General features: G+C 41.7%; 14 protein-coding genes and 1 other RNA gene. 10 read left to right on the forward strand and 5 right to left on the reverse strand.

What is annotated here, in order from left to right:
- Positions 1–129: 129 nt before the first annotated feature.
- From AC0JIQ_RS11920 to AC0JIQ_RS11945, 6 genes are all read left to right on the forward strand, one after another.
- Positions 130–1,353 carry an efflux RND transporter periplasmic adaptor subunit gene (locus AC0JIQ_RS11920; protein ID WP_474201789.1) on the forward strand — a complete coding sequence of 408 codons (1,224 nt, stop codon included), beginning with the start codon at positions 130–132 and terminating at the stop codon, positions 1,351–1,353.
- A 5-nt stretch (positions 1,354–1,358) separates the two neighbouring features.
- Positions 1,359–4,538 carry a multidrug efflux RND transporter permease subunit AdeG gene (gene adeG, locus AC0JIQ_RS11925; RefSeq protein WP_474201790.1) on the forward strand — a complete coding sequence of 1,060 codons (3,180 nt, stop codon included), beginning with the start codon at positions 1,359–1,361 and terminating at the stop codon, positions 4,536–4,538.
- 10 nt (positions 4,539–4,548) lie between these two features.
- Positions 4,549–5,994, forward strand: coding sequence for an efflux transporter outer membrane subunit (locus AC0JIQ_RS11930; protein WP_474201791.1), 1,446 nt, complete (start codon positions 4,549–4,551; stop codon positions 5,992–5,994).
- Positions 5,995–6,212: 218 nt separating this feature from the next.
- Positions 6,213–6,572: a transfer-messenger RNA gene (ssrA, locus tag AC0JIQ_RS11935) on the forward strand.
- A 304-nt stretch (positions 6,573–6,876) separates the two neighbouring features.
- Positions 6,877–7,740: a DUF6387 family protein gene (locus AC0JIQ_RS11940; RefSeq protein ID WP_474201792.1), complete on the forward strand. Its 864-nt coding sequence runs from the start codon at positions 6,877–6,879 to the stop codon at positions 7,738–7,740.
- Positions 7,741–7,830: 90 nt separating this feature from the next.
- Positions 7,831–8,136 carry a hypothetical protein gene (locus tag AC0JIQ_RS11945; protein ID WP_474201793.1) on the forward strand — a complete coding sequence of 102 codons (306 nt, stop codon included), beginning with the start codon at positions 7,831–7,833 and terminating at the stop codon, positions 8,134–8,136.
- Between the two features lie 38 nt (positions 8,137–8,174).
- On the opposite strand, the gene AC0JIQ_RS11950 is transcribed toward AC0JIQ_RS11945, so the two are convergent.
- From AC0JIQ_RS11950 to AC0JIQ_RS11960, 3 genes are all read right to left on the reverse strand, one after another.
- Positions 8,175–9,701: a DHA2 family efflux MFS transporter permease subunit gene (locus tag AC0JIQ_RS11950; protein WP_474201794.1), complete on the reverse strand. Its 1,527-nt coding sequence runs from the start codon at positions 9,699–9,701 to the stop codon at positions 8,175–8,177.
- A 6-nt stretch (positions 9,702–9,707) separates the two neighbouring features.
- The gene (locus AC0JIQ_RS11955) at positions 9,708–10,856 is read right to left on the reverse strand and encodes an EmrA/EmrK family multidrug efflux transporter periplasmic adaptor subunit (protein WP_474201795.1); all 1,149 of its coding nucleotides are present in this window, start codon (positions 10,854–10,856) and stop codon (positions 9,708–9,710) included.
- A gap of 266 nt (positions 10,857–11,122) precedes the next feature.
- Positions 11,123–11,620 (reverse strand): thioesterase family protein, encoded by a 498-nt coding sequence (locus AC0JIQ_RS11960; RefSeq protein ID WP_004663409.1) that lies wholly within the window; start codon positions 11,618–11,620, stop codon positions 11,123–11,125.
- Between the two features lie 171 nt (positions 11,621–11,791).
- Between AC0JIQ_RS11960 and hemB the strand changes: the two genes are divergently transcribed.
- Both hemB and thiO read left to right on the forward strand, forming a co-directional pair.
- Positions 11,792–12,805, forward strand: a complete 1,014-nt coding sequence (hemB, locus tag AC0JIQ_RS11965) for a porphobilinogen synthase (RefSeq protein ID WP_474201796.1) — start codon at positions 11,792–11,794, stop codon at positions 12,803–12,805.
- A 79-nt stretch (positions 12,806–12,884) separates the two neighbouring features.
- Positions 12,885–14,006: a glycine oxidase ThiO gene (gene thiO, locus AC0JIQ_RS11970; protein ID WP_474201797.1), complete on the forward strand. Its 1,122-nt coding sequence runs from the start codon at positions 12,885–12,887 to the stop codon at positions 14,004–14,006.
- Here thiO and AC0JIQ_RS11975 read toward each other — a convergent pair.
- Both AC0JIQ_RS11975 and AC0JIQ_RS11980 read right to left on the reverse strand, forming a co-directional pair.
- The gene (locus AC0JIQ_RS11975) at positions 13,992–14,897 is read right to left on the reverse strand and encodes a TIGR01777 family oxidoreductase (protein ID WP_474201798.1); all 906 of its coding nucleotides are present in this window, start codon (positions 14,895–14,897) and stop codon (positions 13,992–13,994) included. The genes thiO and AC0JIQ_RS11975 overlap by 15 nt on opposite strands.
- 71 nt (positions 14,898–14,968) lie before the next feature.
- On the reverse strand, positions 14,969–15,418 hold the full coding sequence (locus AC0JIQ_RS11980) for an ABZJ_00895 family protein (RefSeq protein ID WP_005158208.1): 450 nt from the start codon (positions 15,416–15,418) through the stop codon (positions 14,969–14,971).
- A gap of 673 nt (positions 15,419–16,091) precedes the next feature.
- Between AC0JIQ_RS11980 and AC0JIQ_RS11985 the strand changes: the two genes are divergently transcribed.
- Positions 16,092–16,469, forward strand: a complete 378-nt coding sequence (locus AC0JIQ_RS11985) for a VOC family protein (RefSeq protein ID WP_474201799.1) — start codon at positions 16,092–16,094, stop codon at positions 16,467–16,469.
- Positions 16,470–16,519: 50 nt separating this feature from the next.
- Positions 16,520–17,179 carry a hypothetical protein gene (locus AC0JIQ_RS11990; RefSeq protein ID WP_474201800.1) on the forward strand — a complete coding sequence of 220 codons (660 nt, stop codon included), beginning with the start codon at positions 16,520–16,522 and terminating at the stop codon, positions 17,177–17,179.
- Positions 17,180–17,217 lie beyond the last annotated feature (38 nt).

Raw genomic sequence — 17,217 nt, forward strand, 5'->3', positions numbered from 1 at the left:
TATCAAATTTAGTATATTTATTCGTAATTGACAAACTTTTATGCTCCTTTCATTCCATAAACCTGTTTCTCCCATACAGACCATAACAAAAAGTCTGAAAACAGGGATTCAAATCATCAGGAGCATCCCATGTCACTTTCCCGCAAACAGCTAACGCTGTCTGCTGTCATTATTGCCATTTTAGCAAGCAGTGGCAGTTTTATTCTCTTCCAAGAAAATGCAGATGCGAAAGCCCCCCTAACATCAAGCGCACCACCAGCCGCAACCGTAGATGTAGCTCGTGTCGTCAGCCAAACCATTACCGACTGGCAAGAATATTCGGGACGTCTCGAAGCCATCGATCAAGTTGATGTTCGTCCACAAGTCTCAGGCAAACTGATTGCCGTGCATTTTAAAGATGGCAGTTTAGTGAATAAAGGCGACCTACTGTTTACCATTGATCCTCGCCCTTTTGAAGCAGAACTGAATCGTGCCAAAGCGCAACTGGCTTCTGCTGAAGCACAAGTCACCTACACGTCAGCAAATCTAGACCGCAATCAGCGTTTAATTCAAAGTAATGCGATTGCCCATCAAGAACTTGATCAAGCACAAAATGAAGCCCGCTCAGCCAATGCCAATTTACAGGCCGCCAAAGCCGCAGTGGAAGCTGCTCGTTTAAATCTGGAATATACCCGTATTACCGCACCTGTCAGTGGACGTATTTCCCGTGCCGAAGTCACGGTGGGTAATGTGGTTTCCGCAGGCAATGGCGCACAGGTCCTCACCAGCTTGGTTTCGGTGTCACGTCTGTATGCTTCTTTCGATGTCGATGAACAGACTTATTTAAAATACATCAGCAATCAACGTAATTCAGCCCAAGTCCCCGTTTATCTTGGTCTTGCCAATGAATCTGGTTTTAGTCGTGAAGGGTTTATCAGTTCGATCGACAATAATTTAAATACCACATCAGGCACCATTCGTGTTCGTGCCACCTTCGATAATCCCAAAGGTGTGATGCTTCCTGGACTGTATGCCCGCATTCGTCTGGGTGGTGGACAACCCCGTGCAGCCATTCTGATTAGCCCGACTGCAATTGGCGTCGATCAGGACAAGCGTTTTGTGGTGGTGGTCGATGCGAAAAATCAAACTGCATACCGTGAAGTAAAACTCGGTGCGCAACAAGATGGCTTGCAAATCATCAATAGTGGCCTGCAAGTTGGTGACCAAATCGTGGTGAATGGTTTACAACGCATTCGTCCAGGTGATCCTGTGAGTCCACATCTCGTCCCAATGCCAAATCCTCAAATCATCACCGATAACACAGCACAACAACCTCAGCCTACAGAAAAAACCCCAACTTCGGCAAAAGGTTAATCCTCATGAATATTTCCAAATTTTTTATTGATCGCCCGATCTTTGCTGGGGTGCTGTCCGTCCTGATTTTACTGGCGGGCCTCCTCTCCCTTTTCCAACTGCCCATTTCTGAATATCCAGAAGTGGTACCACCCTCTGTGGTGGTGCGTGCCCAATATCCAGGTGCGAACCCTAAAGTCATTGCTGAAACTGTTGCTTCTCCGTTGGAGGAATCCATCAACGGTGTAGAGAACATGCTGTATATGCAGTCTCAGGCCAACAGCGATGGTAACCTGACCATTACCGTGAATTTCAAACTCGGGATTGATCCAGACAAAGCGCAGCAACTGGTTCAGAATCGGGTTTCTCAAGCTTTGCCACGCTTGCCAGAAGATGTACAGCGTCTCGGTGTAACCACGCTAAAAAGTTCACCGACCTTGACTATGGTGGTGCATCTCACCTCACCCGATAATCGCTATGACATGACCTACTTGCGTAACTATGCCGTGCTCAATGTCAAAGATCGTCTGGCACGTCTGCAAGGTGTGGGTGAAGTCGGTCTATTTGGTTCAGGCGATTACGCCATGCGCGTGTGGTTAGACCCACAAAAAGTGGCTCAGCGCAATCTCACCGCCACCGAAATCGTCAATGCGATTCGTGAACAGAATATTCAGGTTGCCGCAGGAACGATTGGTGCAGCGCCCAATAATTCACCTTTACAGCTCTCGGTGAATGCGCAAGGTCGTTTAAGTACCGAACAGGAATTTGCCGATATTATTTTAAAAACGGCAGCAGATGGTGCGGTAACGCGCTTGGGTGATGTTGCCCGTGTTGAACTGGCCGCTTCACAATATGGCTTACGTTCATTACTGGACAATAAACAGGCGGTGGCGATTCCAATTTTCCAAGCACCGGGTGCAAATGCCTTACAGGTCTCGGACCAAGTGCGTAGCACCATGGCGGAACTGTCCAAAGATTTTCCTGCCTCGATTAAATACGATATCGTTTACGACCCAACCCAATTCGTGCGTTCAAGTATCAAAGCGGTGATTCATACTCTGCTTGAAGCGATTGCACTGGTGGTTGTGGTGGTGATCCTGTTCTTACAAACATGGCGTGCCTCAATCATTCCTTTACTGGCAGTGCCTGTTTCAATCATTGGTACCTTCGCCTTAATGCTGGCCTTTGGTTATTCCATTAATGCCCTGTCACTGTTCGGGATGGTGCTCGCTATCGGGATCGTGGTTGATGATGCTATTGTGGTGGTGGAGAATGTCGAACGGAATATTGAAGCAGGACTCAGTCCACGAGATGCGACTTACCGTGCCATGCGTGAAGTCAGTGGACCGATTATAGCCATCGCATTGACCTTGGTTGCCGTGTTCGTCCCGCTGGCCTTTATGACAGGATTAACGGGGCAATTCTATAAACAATTTGCCATGACCATTGCCATCTCAACCGTGATTTCGGCCTTTAACTCACTCACCCTGTCACCTGCTTTGGCAGCCATGTTGCTGAAAGGTCATGATACCAAACCTGACTTCCTTACCCGCGTGATGAACCGTGTCTTCGGACGCTTCTTTGCCCTGTTTAACCGCGTATTCTCACGCGCATCGGATCAATATGGTCGTGGCGTCAGTCGGGTGATTTCACATAAAACCTCAGCGATGGGTGTCTATGCAGTACTACTCGGTCTGACCATTGGGATTTCTTATATCGTTCCGGGTGGCTTTGTCCCTGCACAAGATAAGCAATACCTGATCAGCTTTGCCCAATTGCCGAATGGTGCCTCACTAGATCGAACCGAAACCGTGATTCGTAAAATGAGTGATGCAGCACTGAAACAACCCGGCGTAGAAAGTGCGGTGGCTTTCCCTGGTTTATCGATTAATGGTTTCACCAACAGCTCCAGCGCAGGGATTGTGTTTGTCACCTTAAAACCATTTGCTGAACGTAAAGCAGCCGATCTTTCTGCCAATGCCATTGCAGGTGCTTTAAATCAGAAATACGCCGCGATCCAAGATGCTTATATTGCTGTATTCCCGCCACCACCCGTGATGGGTCTCGGCACCATGGGCGGCTTTAAACTCCAGCTCGAAGATCGCGGTGCTTTAGGCTATGCCGAGTTAAACAACGCAGCACAATCCTTTATGAAGGCGGCACAATCTGCACCTGAATTGGGGCCAATGTTCTCCAGTTATCAAATCAATGTACCGCAATTGAATGTTGATCTGGATCGGGTCAAAGCCAAGCAGCAAGGCGTTGCCGTGACCGATGTATTTAATACCATGCAGATTTACCTCGGTTCACAATATGTAAATGACTTTAATCGCTTTGGTCGTGTCTATCAGGTGCGTGCCCAAGCCGATGCACCGTTCCGTGCCAATCCTGAAGATATTTTACAGCTTAAAACCCGTAACAATGCAGGGCAAATGGTACCGTTGTCTTCACTGGTTAATGTCACTCAAACCTATGGCCCAGAAATGGTGGTGCGCTATAACGGTTATACCGCAGCCGATATTAACGGTGGACCTGCACCGGGTTATTCATCCAGCCAAGCCGAAGCTGCGGTTGAGCGCATTGCCGCTGAAACCTTACCACGTGGGGTGAAATTTGAATGGACCGATCTGACCTATCAAAAAATCTTGGCAGGTAATGCCGGATTGTGGGTGTTCCCGATCAGTGTGTTATTAGTGTTCTTGGTCTTGGCGGCGCAATATGAAAGCCTCACTTTACCATTAGCCGTGATTCTGATTGTCCCAATGGGTATCTTGGCGGCACTAACAGGGGTTTGGCTCACAGGCGGTGATGACAACATCTTTACCCAAATCGGCTTGATGGTGCTGGTCGGGCTGGCCTGTAAGAATGCCATCTTAATCGTGGAATTTGCCCGAGAACTGGAGATGCAAGGCGCGACTGCATTCAATGCTGCAGTTGAGGCCAGCCGATTACGTTTGCGTCCGATCTTGATGACCTCAATCGCCTTCATTATGGGTGTGGTTCCACTGGTCACATCAACAGGTGCGGGTGCTGAAATGCGTCATGCTATGGGTGTTGCGGTGTTCTTTGGTATGATCGGGGTGACCTTCTTTGGTTTGTTCCTGACCCCTGCCTTCTATGTATTGATTCGTACCCTGAACAGCAAACATAAACTGCATTCGGCAGCTGTGCATGAAGCACCACTGCACAGTTCACACGATCACTAAGGAGCAGGACATGACAGGATTCAAACCCCATTGGATACTCTCCTCACTGATGGGAAGCCTGCTGCTTACAGGCTGCTCATTGGCACCAGAATATCAACCTGCTAAGGTGGTTATTCCACTGCAATTCAAGGAAGCGGGTGCTCAATTGAATGATCCCAACTGGACCATCGCACAACCTGCCGATGCGCAGTCTCGCGGTGAATGGTGGCATATTTTTAATGACCCACAACTGAATGATCTGGAACAACAAGCCATTGCGGGTAACCAGAATTTAAAGGCGGCAGCGGCCAATATTCAGGCCTCACGAGCTTTAAGGTCTGCTGCACAAGCTGAACGTTTACCCAGTATTGGTGCAGGTTTTGGGCCAACCCGTCAGAAGCCCTCACCCGCTTCTTTAGGACTTGATTCGGATGCATCCACATCTGCACGTACCTTATGGCGGGCACAAGCCAACGTCTCTTATGAACTAGACCTATTTGGACGGATTGCTAGCAGTGTCAATGCAGCAACCGCAGATGTACAGCAACAGGAAGCCTTATATCATTCTGCACTGTTAGCACTGCAAGCTGATGTGGCACAGGCTTACTTTCTGATTCGTCAATTCGATGCTGAACAAGCCCTCTATACGCAAAACATCAAGTTACTGACTGAGAATCAAAATTTGATTCAAGCACGTTATCGCAATGGTCTCGTCAGTGATCTAGATGTTTCACGTGCGCAAACGGAACTCTCGACCGCCCAAAGCAATGCACTCAGCATTACACGGAATCGCGCCAGTACCGAACATGCATTGGCAGTATTACTCGGCAGACCACCTGCCGAATTTAGCTTAGCGATTCAACCCTTGTCTGCTACTGCGATTCGCCTGCCTGCGGGTTTACCTTCGAGCTTGCTGGAACGTCGTCCCGATATCGCTGCCGCAGAACGTGCCATGGCAGCCGATAATGCACGCATCGGTATTGCCCGTGCTGCCTTTTTTCCCAAACTTGATCTCACAGGTGCATTGGGTTATGAATCAGCAAGTTTAGGAGATTTGGGTAAATGGTCGAGTCGAACTTTTTTACTTGGCCCTGTAGCGGGCACAATTTTGTCTTTACCGTTATTTGATGGTGGGCAACGTAAGGCGGGCGTTGCTCAGGCACGTGCAGGCTATGAACAAAGTGTCGCCAATTATCGACAGACCGTGCTGAATGCGTTCCGTGAAGTTGAAAATGGTTTATCCGATCAGCGTATTCTGGATCAGCAAATACAGGCACAGGGTCAAGCACTTGCGTCATCTCGACATGCCAATCAGCTCTCATATTTGCGTTATCGTGAAGGCAGCATTAGTTATCTGGATGTGATTGATTCGAATCGGAGTATCTTGCAGCAAGAGCAACTCGCTGCACAGCTTCATGGCAGTCGAATGATTGCCAGTGTAGATCTTATTCGGGCTTTAGGTGGTGGATGGCATTAACCTAAGCTGCCGAGTCATATGCTATTGTTTTAATGAAGGGATATAAATGTATATTCCTTCTTTGAAGTTCCAATTTAACTAAACGTTAAAAAGCCAATTCTTAAAGATATGCTATTAATTTATGATTTCAATTAGATTGGTTTTTAACCACAAACCTCAAAGCCTGTAAATTTAGATTTAAATTTTCAATATTTATGCTATGATGCTCGTTCATATATGGGGGTGTTATTGGCTTCGACGCTGGTGATGAAGCTCATAGATGCATGCCGAGAGCGCATTTTCTCTCGTAAATAAAATTTGCATTTTAATAGTCGCAAACGACGAAACTTACGCTCTAGCTGCCTAAGGGCAGCTTGTCCGCTTCACTGAATACTTGTGGTCAGTGAACCCGACCGAAGCGCACGCACACAAGTCCGTATAAAGTCAAGCCTCGGGGCTTTATACCAAACTTAGAGGATCGCGCCTTGTACCCTGTTCGTCGGGTCGCTTGGTGTTAAAACAATAGACGATATCTAAGCATGTAGTATTCTCGAGTGTAGTGCTGGCGGACGCGGGTTCAACTCCCGCCACCTCCACCAAATATCTAAATTTGTATGCTGTCACATGATGATATACAAAATTAAAAAGGCTTAAACTGTAATGGTTTAAGCCTTTTTTATTGCAAACGAATAAGCATTTACTGCATTTGAATTAAGCTCTGTGAATAGCTGATTAGATTAACTAGTTACTACGACAAAAGATGACGTATATTTAAAATTCATATTCTGATGTATAACTCAGTATAATTTATAATCATTTTGTTAAGTTTAGATTAGCTCCCGAAAGTCGGACACCCAATCGGATTGGCTTAGCATTATTTTGGGTATGCTTGGGAGGCATGGATTGAAGCGTATTAGCGATAAGGGGAAAATACCTGAGTTTTTCAATAATAAAAGATATGACGAATATTATAAAAATTGTGGTGTGGTGAAATTAGCTCACGAAATCCAAGAACGACAAAATATCTCATGGCAAATCAACCAGATATTTGAGGATGATTACATTACTCCTATTACAGACGATGACCTTAAAGATGAGAAATTTATAACAATAAAACGCTTTAAAATTATTGATGGCAAACGCATTGAATATACCCCACCCCCAAGGACTATTGAGCAAATAATTGAAGATGACAAAAAGTTTTATTTGAGATTGATTGAGGGCTTTGCAGAGCAGACTTATGTTGAGTATCCAAAACTAGGGAAGATACCCAACAAAAAAAAACCTATGGAGATATTTCCGCGATTTTTATTTGATTGTAGACCATATATACAGCCACTAAAGGAAGCCACAGACGATAGAGAAATTCGTGCTAAATATGCATTAAGGGAGAATGTGGATGATTATGATGAATACCCAGCTATTAGTATTAATTTAGATTTTTCCGATGATGCAATTATAGCGGACGTAAAAAAGCATTTAATACAATTGAGAAAGCAGCTAAAGCACAAGCCAAAACTTCTACCACCTAAAGAATATCTAAGAAAATTAAAAAATTTTAGAGCCTTGCAAGTGATTGATATTTTGCTTTGGCAGAAGCTAACAGATCATCATATCGAATATGAAACTTTGGCAGAGTTTTTATTTCCTCAAGGACAATTTACTGGAAAGCAACTAAGAGAAACTATTATTCCATTTACAAAAAAACTTTTAGATTCAAAAAGTAATGAATCTGCATACATGTTTTATCTAGCAGATAAAAAGTAGTGAAAAGTAATCTAAATTCGTTTTCACAACTCTAATAATTATTAAAAAACATACTGCACCTACACAATATTTTGTCATGTAGGTGCATAAATGACTATCAAACCAATCCGTATTCAATTTAAAACAGCTTGTGAACTACTGGACATAAAACAAGAAGCGTATGAAGAATTAAATCTTTTGCACTTACAAGCAAAAACTCAGAAAGAAATTGGATCATTTCACGGTAAAGGCTTAAATGAGCATAAATCTACAATGAAATATTTAAATCAAAAAATATCAAGATATGAAGAAGATCTACAGCTAAAACTTTGGGAACATAACAATGAGCTAGATAGTAAAAACCAAAGACGAAATAAACATTCATATCAGATTGAAATAAAAAACTCGGATGAATAAATCCGAGTTTTTTAAAGAAAAATTATTATCTATCAAAATTAATGTGGTGCAGGTCCACCCGTAATTGCTTTAGGTTTTGGACTCATCCAAATTAATGCACTCGCAAAAATAAATACAATTGCTAATAACATAAATACATGATTAGCCGAAATCGTAATCGCTTCTTTATCAACTAAATTTGCAATCGTGGCGAGTGTTGCATCAGGTGAAAAACCATTTTGCAACAAGGTATTTTGGACTTCTTGTGGGTGCAAATTATTCACCATTTCACTACGAGCTACCTTCGTGTGGTCATCCCAAATCGTCACTGCAATTGAAGCACCAATCGCCCCTGCCATTGTTCTCAAGAAATTCATTAAACCTGCGGCAGAAGCCATTTCTTGAGGTAAAACAGAGCCCATTGCAATATTTGACAGTGGAATAAAGAAAAATGGTACTGCAAAACCTTGCAAAATTTGTGGCCATGCTAATGACATAAAGTCTGCATCTGTAACCCAAAAAGCTCGCATGACCGTAACCACACCCAACAATGCTAGCCCAAAACTAGCCAATGCTCTTGGGTCATATTTAGTTGATAACTTGGCAACGATTGGCGACATCGTCAAACTACCAAAACCCATAGTTGCAGTCAGATACCCTGCCCACGTGGCGGTATAACCCAAGTTAATTTGTAGCCATTGAGGAATAAGGACAATACTGCCAAAGAACGAACCAAAACCGAAAGCGAGTGCAAGCACAGAAACTGCAAATCCACGGTGTCGGAACACATACAGGTTAACCACAGGATGCTTTTCTGTGAGTTCCCAAATCATGAAAATAATGAACCCCACAACTGCCGTTAATGCCAATACAATAATACTGGTACTGTTAAACCAATCTCGCTCATGCCCAAGGTCTAGCATCAATTGTAAAGCACCAATCCAAAGGATTAACAAACCTAAACCGACTGCATCAATTCGTAATTTTTCAGTTTTAGTTTCTGCCACAGACAGCAAGCGAATGGCTGCCAATACACATAAAATACCAACAGGGATATTAATAAAGAAAATCCAATGCCATGACAGATTATCACTAATAAGTCCGCCCAAAATTGGTCCTAAGATCGGTCCAATGACGGTTGTCATCGCCCAAAGTCCCATTGCCTGTGCATGTTTTTCTGGTGGGAAAATTCGCATTAACAAGGTTTGACTGAGTGGCATGAGTGGACCACCACAAAGCCCTTGACCAATACGGAAAAATACCAACATTTCTAATGAAGTTGCTAAACCACATAAAAATGAAAAGATAGTAAAGCCGATTAACCCGAAGACAAAAACTCTGACTGTCCCAAAACGTCCAGCTAGCCAACCTGTAAGTGGAACACAGATCGCTTCAGCAACGGCATAAGAGGTAATCACCCACGTCCCTTGTGAACTAGAAACAGCTAAGTTCCCTGTAATATGGGGGACTGAAACGTTGGCAATCGTGGTATCAAGCACCACCATAAAGTTGGAAAGTGCAATGACAAATGCGGCGAGTAGTAATCGCCCGCCGCTAAGTTCTGCAAAAGGATTCTGCGTTTTCATGGCTGATTACTTCGATGCGAGATCAATGTCCGCTTGCATCGACAACCCTACACGCAATGGATGTTCTGCAAGTTCTTTTGGATCAAGCGTAATACGTACAGGTAAACGCTGTACTACTTTAATCCAGTTTCCTGTCGCATTCTGTGCTGGAATCAAGGCAAATGCTGCACCTGTCCCACCAGAGAAGCCCTGAACTGTCCCGTGATAAACCACATCATCACCATACAGGTCTGAACGAAGCGTTACTTTCTGCCCTGCTTTCACTTTAGCAAGCTGACTTTCTTTATAGTTTGCGTCTACATACAGCGCAGATACAGGCACCACTGACATCATCACAGTACCTGGTGCAACACGTTGCCCAATTTGAATATTCTTGCGTGTCACCACCCCATCAACAGGCGCCCGAATAACGGTACGCTCTAAATCAAGCGTTGCTTGCTCAACATGGGCTTTTGCAACCAAAACATCAGGTGTTGATGCTTCATTTGCCCCTTGAATCAATGCTTCATTTGCAGCAAGTGTACTTTCTGCGGCTTTACGGCTTGAGGTTGCTTGGGCTAAACCCGCTTGAGCTAAATCTAAGCTTGCTTGTGCCGTCGATACCGCACTTTGCGCTTTGCTCAATTCCTCTTTAGAAATCGCTCCTGAAGCAGCAAGTTCATTACGACGCTTTAATTCTAAGTTCGCTTTATCAAAATCTGCTTGCGCTTTACTTACTTGTGCTTGTGCACTATTAATTTCATCATTGCGAACCACAACTTGAGAATTCAATGAGCTACTATTCGCTTGGCTTTGTTTGTATTGACGTTGCGCTTTTGCCAATTCGGCTTGTGCTTGTGCCAACTGGATTTTGGCATCACGCTCATCTACACGAACGAGAACATCACCCTTTTTAACTTGTTGGGTATCTTTCACCAAAACGTCAGCCACTTGTCCACTCACCATTGAGGTGATTTGTGCCGTTTCCGCACCAACATAAGCATTATCGGTACTGACAGCATGATTAAAGAACAACGCCCAAATAGCATACAAAATTGCTGCAAGGATAAGAATAAGTGCGAAAAATCCTAAAAACTTTTTACGTTTTGCTTTCATTGCATCATCTGATGCCGAATCAGCAGCAATATCTTGTTGATTAGCTTGGGCGTCAGTCATATGTTATTCCTGAAAATTAAAGGGATTTTTAACTTTTGGTTTAATCAGCAGATCAGTCTAGTTTTTTTAACTTAACCAATTGTTAAAACCTAAGATCAAAATACAAACAAAAATTTAAATCGCATTTTAACGATAAAAAATCATATGACGAGAATAAAAAAAATAACTGATGCGTTCAATTCTTATATTTTGATAATTATTTTTACTTCACTTTCATTTAAACAATAAAAAAGCGTCAAAGGACGCTTTCATATCGAATACTATACTTAGAATGCATAAGAAGCGATTGCTGTTGCAATTGGCTTAGCTTCATCATTGAGCATGGTCATACGCATGGTACAGCCTTTGCGGCCTAAGCGTAATGTTTCCGCACGTGCAGTAAAAAACTGACCACGACCCGGAGCAAGATAATCAACACGCATATCTACAGTTGCTAAACGCGATACTTTCTTAATCGTGTCAGGTAAATCCTCAGGGGTTGCACGGCGATAAAGTTGTTCCATTGCAACCACACCACCAATACTATCCAGTAATGTCGCAGCAACACCACCATGCAAAATTTGGAAGGCTACATTACCGACCAACTCAGGCTGCATCTCGATATAACCTTCAATTTGATCATCAACAACGCGCATGCTCATGCCACAATGCTTAAAAAATGGTGAAGAATTAAATGCTTTACAAAGCTGCTTTAATACCACGTCATGATCGGCTTTAGCACCTAACTGAATATTGCCTGTCCAGTTTTTCTTTACATCATTCATACGCTGTCTAAATCCAAAGGAACGATAAACATCCCATTATTTTGTACAAATCTAAAATTATGGGGCTACAATAGCGAGGATATTTAATTGAACTTAGCCGCTAAGCTCTCCCTAGCATGACTTAAATATTTCAATTATTCCTATAGTGTAATACTGAACATCGAGATTGTTATGACTTATACGTTCAATCGTCCCGCTTTTCCCGCGACTCGCATGCGCCGTATCCGTAAAAATGACCAACTTCGTGCCATGGTCAGTGAAACACAACTCACAGCTAATCATTTGATTTATCCAGTATTTGTATTACCGGGACAACAACAAACTCAAGATATTCCAAGCATGCCAAATGTGCAGCGTCTATCTGCTGATTTATTACTCAAAAAAGCAGAAACTTTGCTCGAACTCGGTGTTTCAAAGCTTGCTTTATTTCCAGTAACGCCACAAGAAGACAAAAGTTTAACGGCGGAAGCTGCATGGCATGAAGATGGTTTGGTTCAAGCTACTTGCCGCTTACTGAAAAAAGAATTACCAGAAATGGTATTGATTACCGATGGAGCACTTGATCCTTATACCACTCATGGCCAGGACGGTATTATTGATGAAACTGGCTATGTTTTAAATGACGAAACGGTAGAATGCCTAGTCAAACAAGCCCTAAGCCATGCGCAAGCAGGTGCTGATGTTGTTGCACCAAGTGACATGATGGATGGACGCATTGGTGCGATTCGCCAAGCACTTGAACAAAATGGTTTTATCTATACCAATATCATGGCGTATTCAGCAAAATATGCTTCAAGCTTCTATGGTCCTTTCCGTGATGCAGTGGGTTCAGCAAGTAATTTAAAAGGTGCAAATAAATATAATTATCAAATGGATGTCGGCAATCGTGCCGAGGCATTGCATGAAATTGCACTTGATATTCAGGAAGGTGCAGATATGGTGATTGTAAAACCGGGTATGCCTTATCTGGATATCGTCCGTGAAGTGAAAGATACTTTTGGTGTACCCACTTTTGTCTACCAAGTCAGTGGTGAATACGCCATGCTTGCAGCGGCGATTCAAAATGGTTGGCTCTCTGACAGCGTGATTTTAGAGTCATTGATGTGCTGTCGTCGTGCGGGTGCAGATGGTATTTGGACATATTTTGCCGAAGATGCTGCACATAAACTCAAAGAGATGAGATAGCAATCTCCCTTGCTGAGCTAAAACACTCCTCACCTCTTTAATATCAAAGAGGTGAATTTTTAAATTGGTTTAATTTTTTATGCATATTGCCATTATTGGTGCGGGTATTAGCGGCTTGATGTCAGCATTAGAACTTGCTGAACAAGGTTGCTCTGTTGATATTTTTGATCAACAACAAGCAGGTCAAGCTGCCTCATGGGCAGGCGGTGGAATTCTTTCCCCGATGTATCCGTGGCGTTATGCACCAGAAGTTAATCAACTTGCTCAATACGGTAAATCGCTGTATCAAATGTGGAATGAAAAACTTCTGCCTATCACGGGGATTGATTTTCAAATCCACAATACAGGCATGCTGATTTTCGATCAGGAAGACTTTGATCTAGGACTGAATTATGCCAGTAAATATCAAGAACCCATGCAACAGTGCGATTTGTTAGAACGCAAACTACTTGAACAAATTAATCCGCATATTTCAGAAAAATTTCAACAAGCCATCCATTTTCCGCAACTGTCGAATGTACGTAATCCTCGTTTATTACAATCTCTCATCAGCTATCTTAAACAGCATCCTTTCGTTCGTTTTTTTGAGCACTGCTCAATTGAGCAACTGATTGTTAAAAATAAAACGGTACACGGAATACAAACTTCAAACGGTAAAGTTTTTCATGCTGATCATGTTGTTCTAACCTCAGGCGCATGGAGTCAATATTGGGAAGAACACATACATCGACAAATTCCTGTGCATCCCATACAGGGGCAAATGCTACTGTTCAAAACATCTGAAAACTGGTTGCCTACTATGTGTATGAACCGTGTGATGTATCTCATTCCACGTCAAGATGGTCATATTGTCTGTGGTTCCAGTATGGCTGACTGTGGTTTTAGTACGGCTGTGGATGAGCAAACACAGCAAGATATTTTAAGCGCATGTTTAGATATGGTCCCTGAGTTAAAACAATTCCCCATCGTAAGCCGTTGGGCAGGTTTACGTCCTAGTTCACCTCAAGGAATTCCTTATATTGGTGAAATCCCTGATATAGCCAACTTATGGGCAAATTTCGGGCATTTCCGTAATGGTCTATGTATGGGTGCTGGTTCAGCGCAATTGTTACGCCAACTCATTTTAAAACAAGCGCCTATTGTTGACCCAAGTGCATACTCACCAAATCGTTTGAAGAAAAAAAATTTAGTGATCCAATAAAATTTCGGTTAAGGCTTGCTCTAAATTAGGATACTGAAATTTAAAACCATGAGTGAATAATGCCTGAGGCGTTACATATTGACCATTTAAAATTAATTGTGATTGTTCGCCTAATGCTAACTCAAACACGCATTTAGGCATTGTCATAAAAGGTTTACGTTTCAAAACTCGTGCGGCAACATCAGCAAAACCTTGTTGATTGATTTGTTCTGGAGCAACTAAATTGTAAACTTTTTGATCAGCCTGTAATTGAAGTAAAAAAATGATTGCTCTTAAAACATCTTGAATATGAATCCAAACAACAGGTTGTTTGCCTGAGCCAATTTTAGCAATCATATTCAATCGAATCGGTAACAACATTTGCGGCAAGATTCCGCCATCACCAAAAACCACCCCTAAGCGAATAATTTTAGTATTTTGTTGAGTAAATTTAAGTGCTGTTTGTTCCCAAGCCTGACAAAGCTCTGACATAAAGATTGCTTGTGGCGGTGTATTTTCGTCACAGATCGCCGTCCACATTTCTTGAGGATCAATCCCGTAATAACCAATAGCTGAGCCAGAAATAATACATTGGGGGAAGATGCTTTTTTGCTGTAACCACTGATAAAGTTTCTCCGTCATGGCCACTCGGCTTTGTATCAGTTGTTTTTTTCTTTGATCAGTCCAGCGTTTTTGACCAATATTTTCGCCAGCCAAATTGATCACATAATCAATTTCAATGACTTTAATTTCATCTAAATCATTCACCCATGTTAAATGTGAATCATAAGACGCTTTATTTTTTTGTCGTGTCAGTGCAATCACTTGAAAATTATTTTTCAATAGAAAAGGTAAAAGATGAGAACCAATAAACCCACTTGCACCTGTCACCAATACCGTCATTTTTTTCATGGACTGATCTATCAAAAATGAATCGTGCTAAAAGTTTTAGCAGAATATAGGTGAATTACAAGTGAACTTTATTACCCGTTAAACATCTTATTTGCCATTCGTTGTGCTTGTGCGCCATAAAACCAATACGTAATTAAAAATAACGGTGCTGCGATCATCAACCAAATTGCAACAACAGTAATTAAAAACATGGGTTGCTTGAAATATAAAATAAAATTTTGCCAAATTTCTGGATCTTTACGTGCAAAAATAAACAATCCTAAAAGTAAGCCACACGCATTGTAACCCCAAAAAATGAGGCTAAATCCAAGGCTTAATCGTTTCTTTTCCGAGAGAGTTGGTGCGCGATGTTGTTTTTTTAGAAATTTGAATAAAACAAAAATCATTGCAATTAAATAAGGAATGGCTGTAAGCACTCCTCCAATGCTATTAGGTAATATTGCAGCAATGACTCCAGCGATTAGGCTAGAAATCAAGCACACAATAAAAAACCAAAGGTAATACAAACGCAATGAAATCATGTAAATAAACCAAATCTAATCTACTTCAAAAATAATTATAAATTTTTTTCACTTTTTTTTCATTTTTATGTCAACCAATCCACACCTAGCAGCGTTATATAGGGTACAAGGTCGCAGCAACCGAATGTTGATTGCACGGCATCCGCAATATTTTTCGGTGACCTTTCATTATGACTCTCCATCTTTAACAATGGCTTTGTTAGCAGCCAAAGCCGTTGAAAAAGATTTTGACCGACGATTTATCATCACTCGAATCGTCGGTTTTTATTTGCCTATCATTTTAGTTTCACCACATCTAAGCAAAATTTTTCGGCATGAATTCACTTTCTTGAAATAAAGAAACTGTCAAAGATTACTAAGTCCACATTTTCTAAAATTTAATTAAAAATGCACATAATTTTTTGAGTAAATTGCTTCTAATCATAGAACCATTTTTTAAGCTTAAGCTATTCCGAGATCATATACAAAATACGATTTTGCTATTGGCTCAAGGTCTGACTACTTTAAATGTGCATGATCACAGCAATCTTCTATTTTTTGTAGAAATTAAGTAGTTGATCTTGATTTAATCAAAGAAGTTTTAACTAAAGCAGCTCGCTTACATAAATCTTTATGAATCATCGGCTCGATCTATTTAGAATATTTTATAAATAAAAATGATAAGGATACTGCGATGAATACGATTACTTACTTTGAAATTCAGTCATCAAATCCGCAACGTGATGCCCATTTTTACCAATCTGTATTCGGCTGGCACTTTGAGAAAGTAGAAGGTTTAGCTATTGAATACTATCGTATCGAAACTGAAGGTATCCACGGCGGTTTACTACAACGCCCTGTTGCAACACCGCCGACTGGATGCGGAACAAATGCGTTTACTTGTACTATTGAAGTTAAAAACTTTGATGAAACTGCTAGTAAAATTTTAAGTTTGGGAGGCAAAGTCGCTATGGAAAAATTTGCTATCCCAAACCGTTGTTGGCAAGGTTACTTTCTTGATTTAGATAATAATGTCTTCGGTATATGTGAAATTGATGTGAATGCAAAGTGACAATGCTATACTAAAATTTCATAAAATTAAGCAAGTTAAGCACTATAAAAATGAAATGCCCAAACTGTCAGGTTGACGTTGTAAATGAAAATATCAATATCCAAACGGATATGGGGAAATGCCAAGTTTGCAATCATATTTTTCGTGTTTCTGAAAATTTTGATACGCCATCATATGCGTTTGATATCAATCAGCCCCCAAGCGGTACTTGGTATAAAAATAATATGCAAGAAATTAAACTAGGCGCAACGCTGAGAAGCCCGATTGCTTTCTTTCTGGTGCCTTTTATGTTGATTTGGTCTGGTGGTTCCCTAGGCGGAATCTATGGAACTCAAATCGCAAAACAGCAATTTAGCCTCTTACAAAGTCTATTTGGTATCCCATTTCTGATTGGAACCATTATTTTTGGTTCGCTTACACTGCTGATGCTATTTGGTAAAATTGAACTCACCATTAATCAACAAGGCGGACGTGTATTTACAGGAATTGGCAGAATAGGAAAATCAAAATATTTTAATTGGAATGACGTTAGTCGAATTAGAGAAAACCGTTCAACTAACTCATCCAATAAACAACAAGCCCAAATTGTCATTGAGGCAAATCAGCCTATCACATTTGGTCTTGGACTCTCTCCAGAAAGACACCACTACTTATTTCATGCATTGAAAAGAATACAATCCCAATATAAGCCTGAAAGAAGGAAAATCTAAACGGCTCCGTCGATAAGCAAAATAAACTTCAGATGAAC

It is taken from the genome of Acinetobacter sp. FB (assembly GCF_056033405.1).

Bases quoted from the DNA above. Each gene is read 5' to 3' on its own strand.
- AC0JIQ_RS11920 (WP_474201789.1), top strand. From the start codon at position 130: ATGTCACTTTCCCGCAAACAGCTAACGCTGTCTGCTGTCATTATTGCC.
- adeG (WP_474201790.1), top strand. From the start codon at position 1,359: ATGAATATTTCCAAATTTTTTATTGATCGCCCGATCTTTGCTGGGGTG.
- AC0JIQ_RS11930 (WP_474201791.1), top strand. From the start codon at position 4,549: ATGACAGGATTCAAACCCCATTGGATACTCTCCTCACTGATGGGAAGC.
- AC0JIQ_RS11945 (WP_474201793.1), top strand. From the start codon at position 7,831: ATGACTATCAAACCAATCCGTATTCAATTTAAAACAGCTTGTGAACTA.
- AC0JIQ_RS11950 (WP_474201794.1), bottom strand. From the start codon at position 9,701: ATGAAAACGCAGAATCCTTTTGCAGAACTTAGCGGCGGGCGATTACTA.
- AC0JIQ_RS11955 (WP_474201795.1), bottom strand. From the start codon at position 10,856: ATGACTGACGCCCAAGCTAATCAACAAGATATTGCTGCTGATTCGGCA.
- AC0JIQ_RS11960 (WP_004663409.1), bottom strand. From the start codon at position 11,620: ATGAATGATGTAAAGAAAAACTGGACAGGCAATATTCAGTTAGGTGCT.
- hemB (WP_474201796.1), top strand. From the start codon at position 11,792: ATGACTTATACGTTCAATCGTCCCGCTTTTCCCGCGACTCGCATGCGC.
- thiO (WP_474201797.1), top strand. From the start codon at position 12,885: ATGCATATTGCCATTATTGGTGCGGGTATTAGCGGCTTGATGTCAGCA.
- AC0JIQ_RS11975 (WP_474201798.1), bottom strand. From the start codon at position 14,897: ATGAAAAAAATGACGGTATTGGTGACAGGTGCAAGTGGGTTTATTGGT.
- AC0JIQ_RS11980 (WP_005158208.1), bottom strand. From the start codon at position 15,418: ATGATTTCATTGCGTTTGTATTACCTTTGGTTTTTTATTGTGTGCTTG.
- AC0JIQ_RS11985 (WP_474201799.1), top strand. From the start codon at position 16,092: ATGAATACGATTACTTACTTTGAAATTCAGTCATCAAATCCGCAACGT.
- AC0JIQ_RS11990 (WP_474201800.1), top strand. From the start codon at position 16,520: ATGAAATGCCCAAACTGTCAGGTTGACGTTGTAAATGAAAATATCAAT.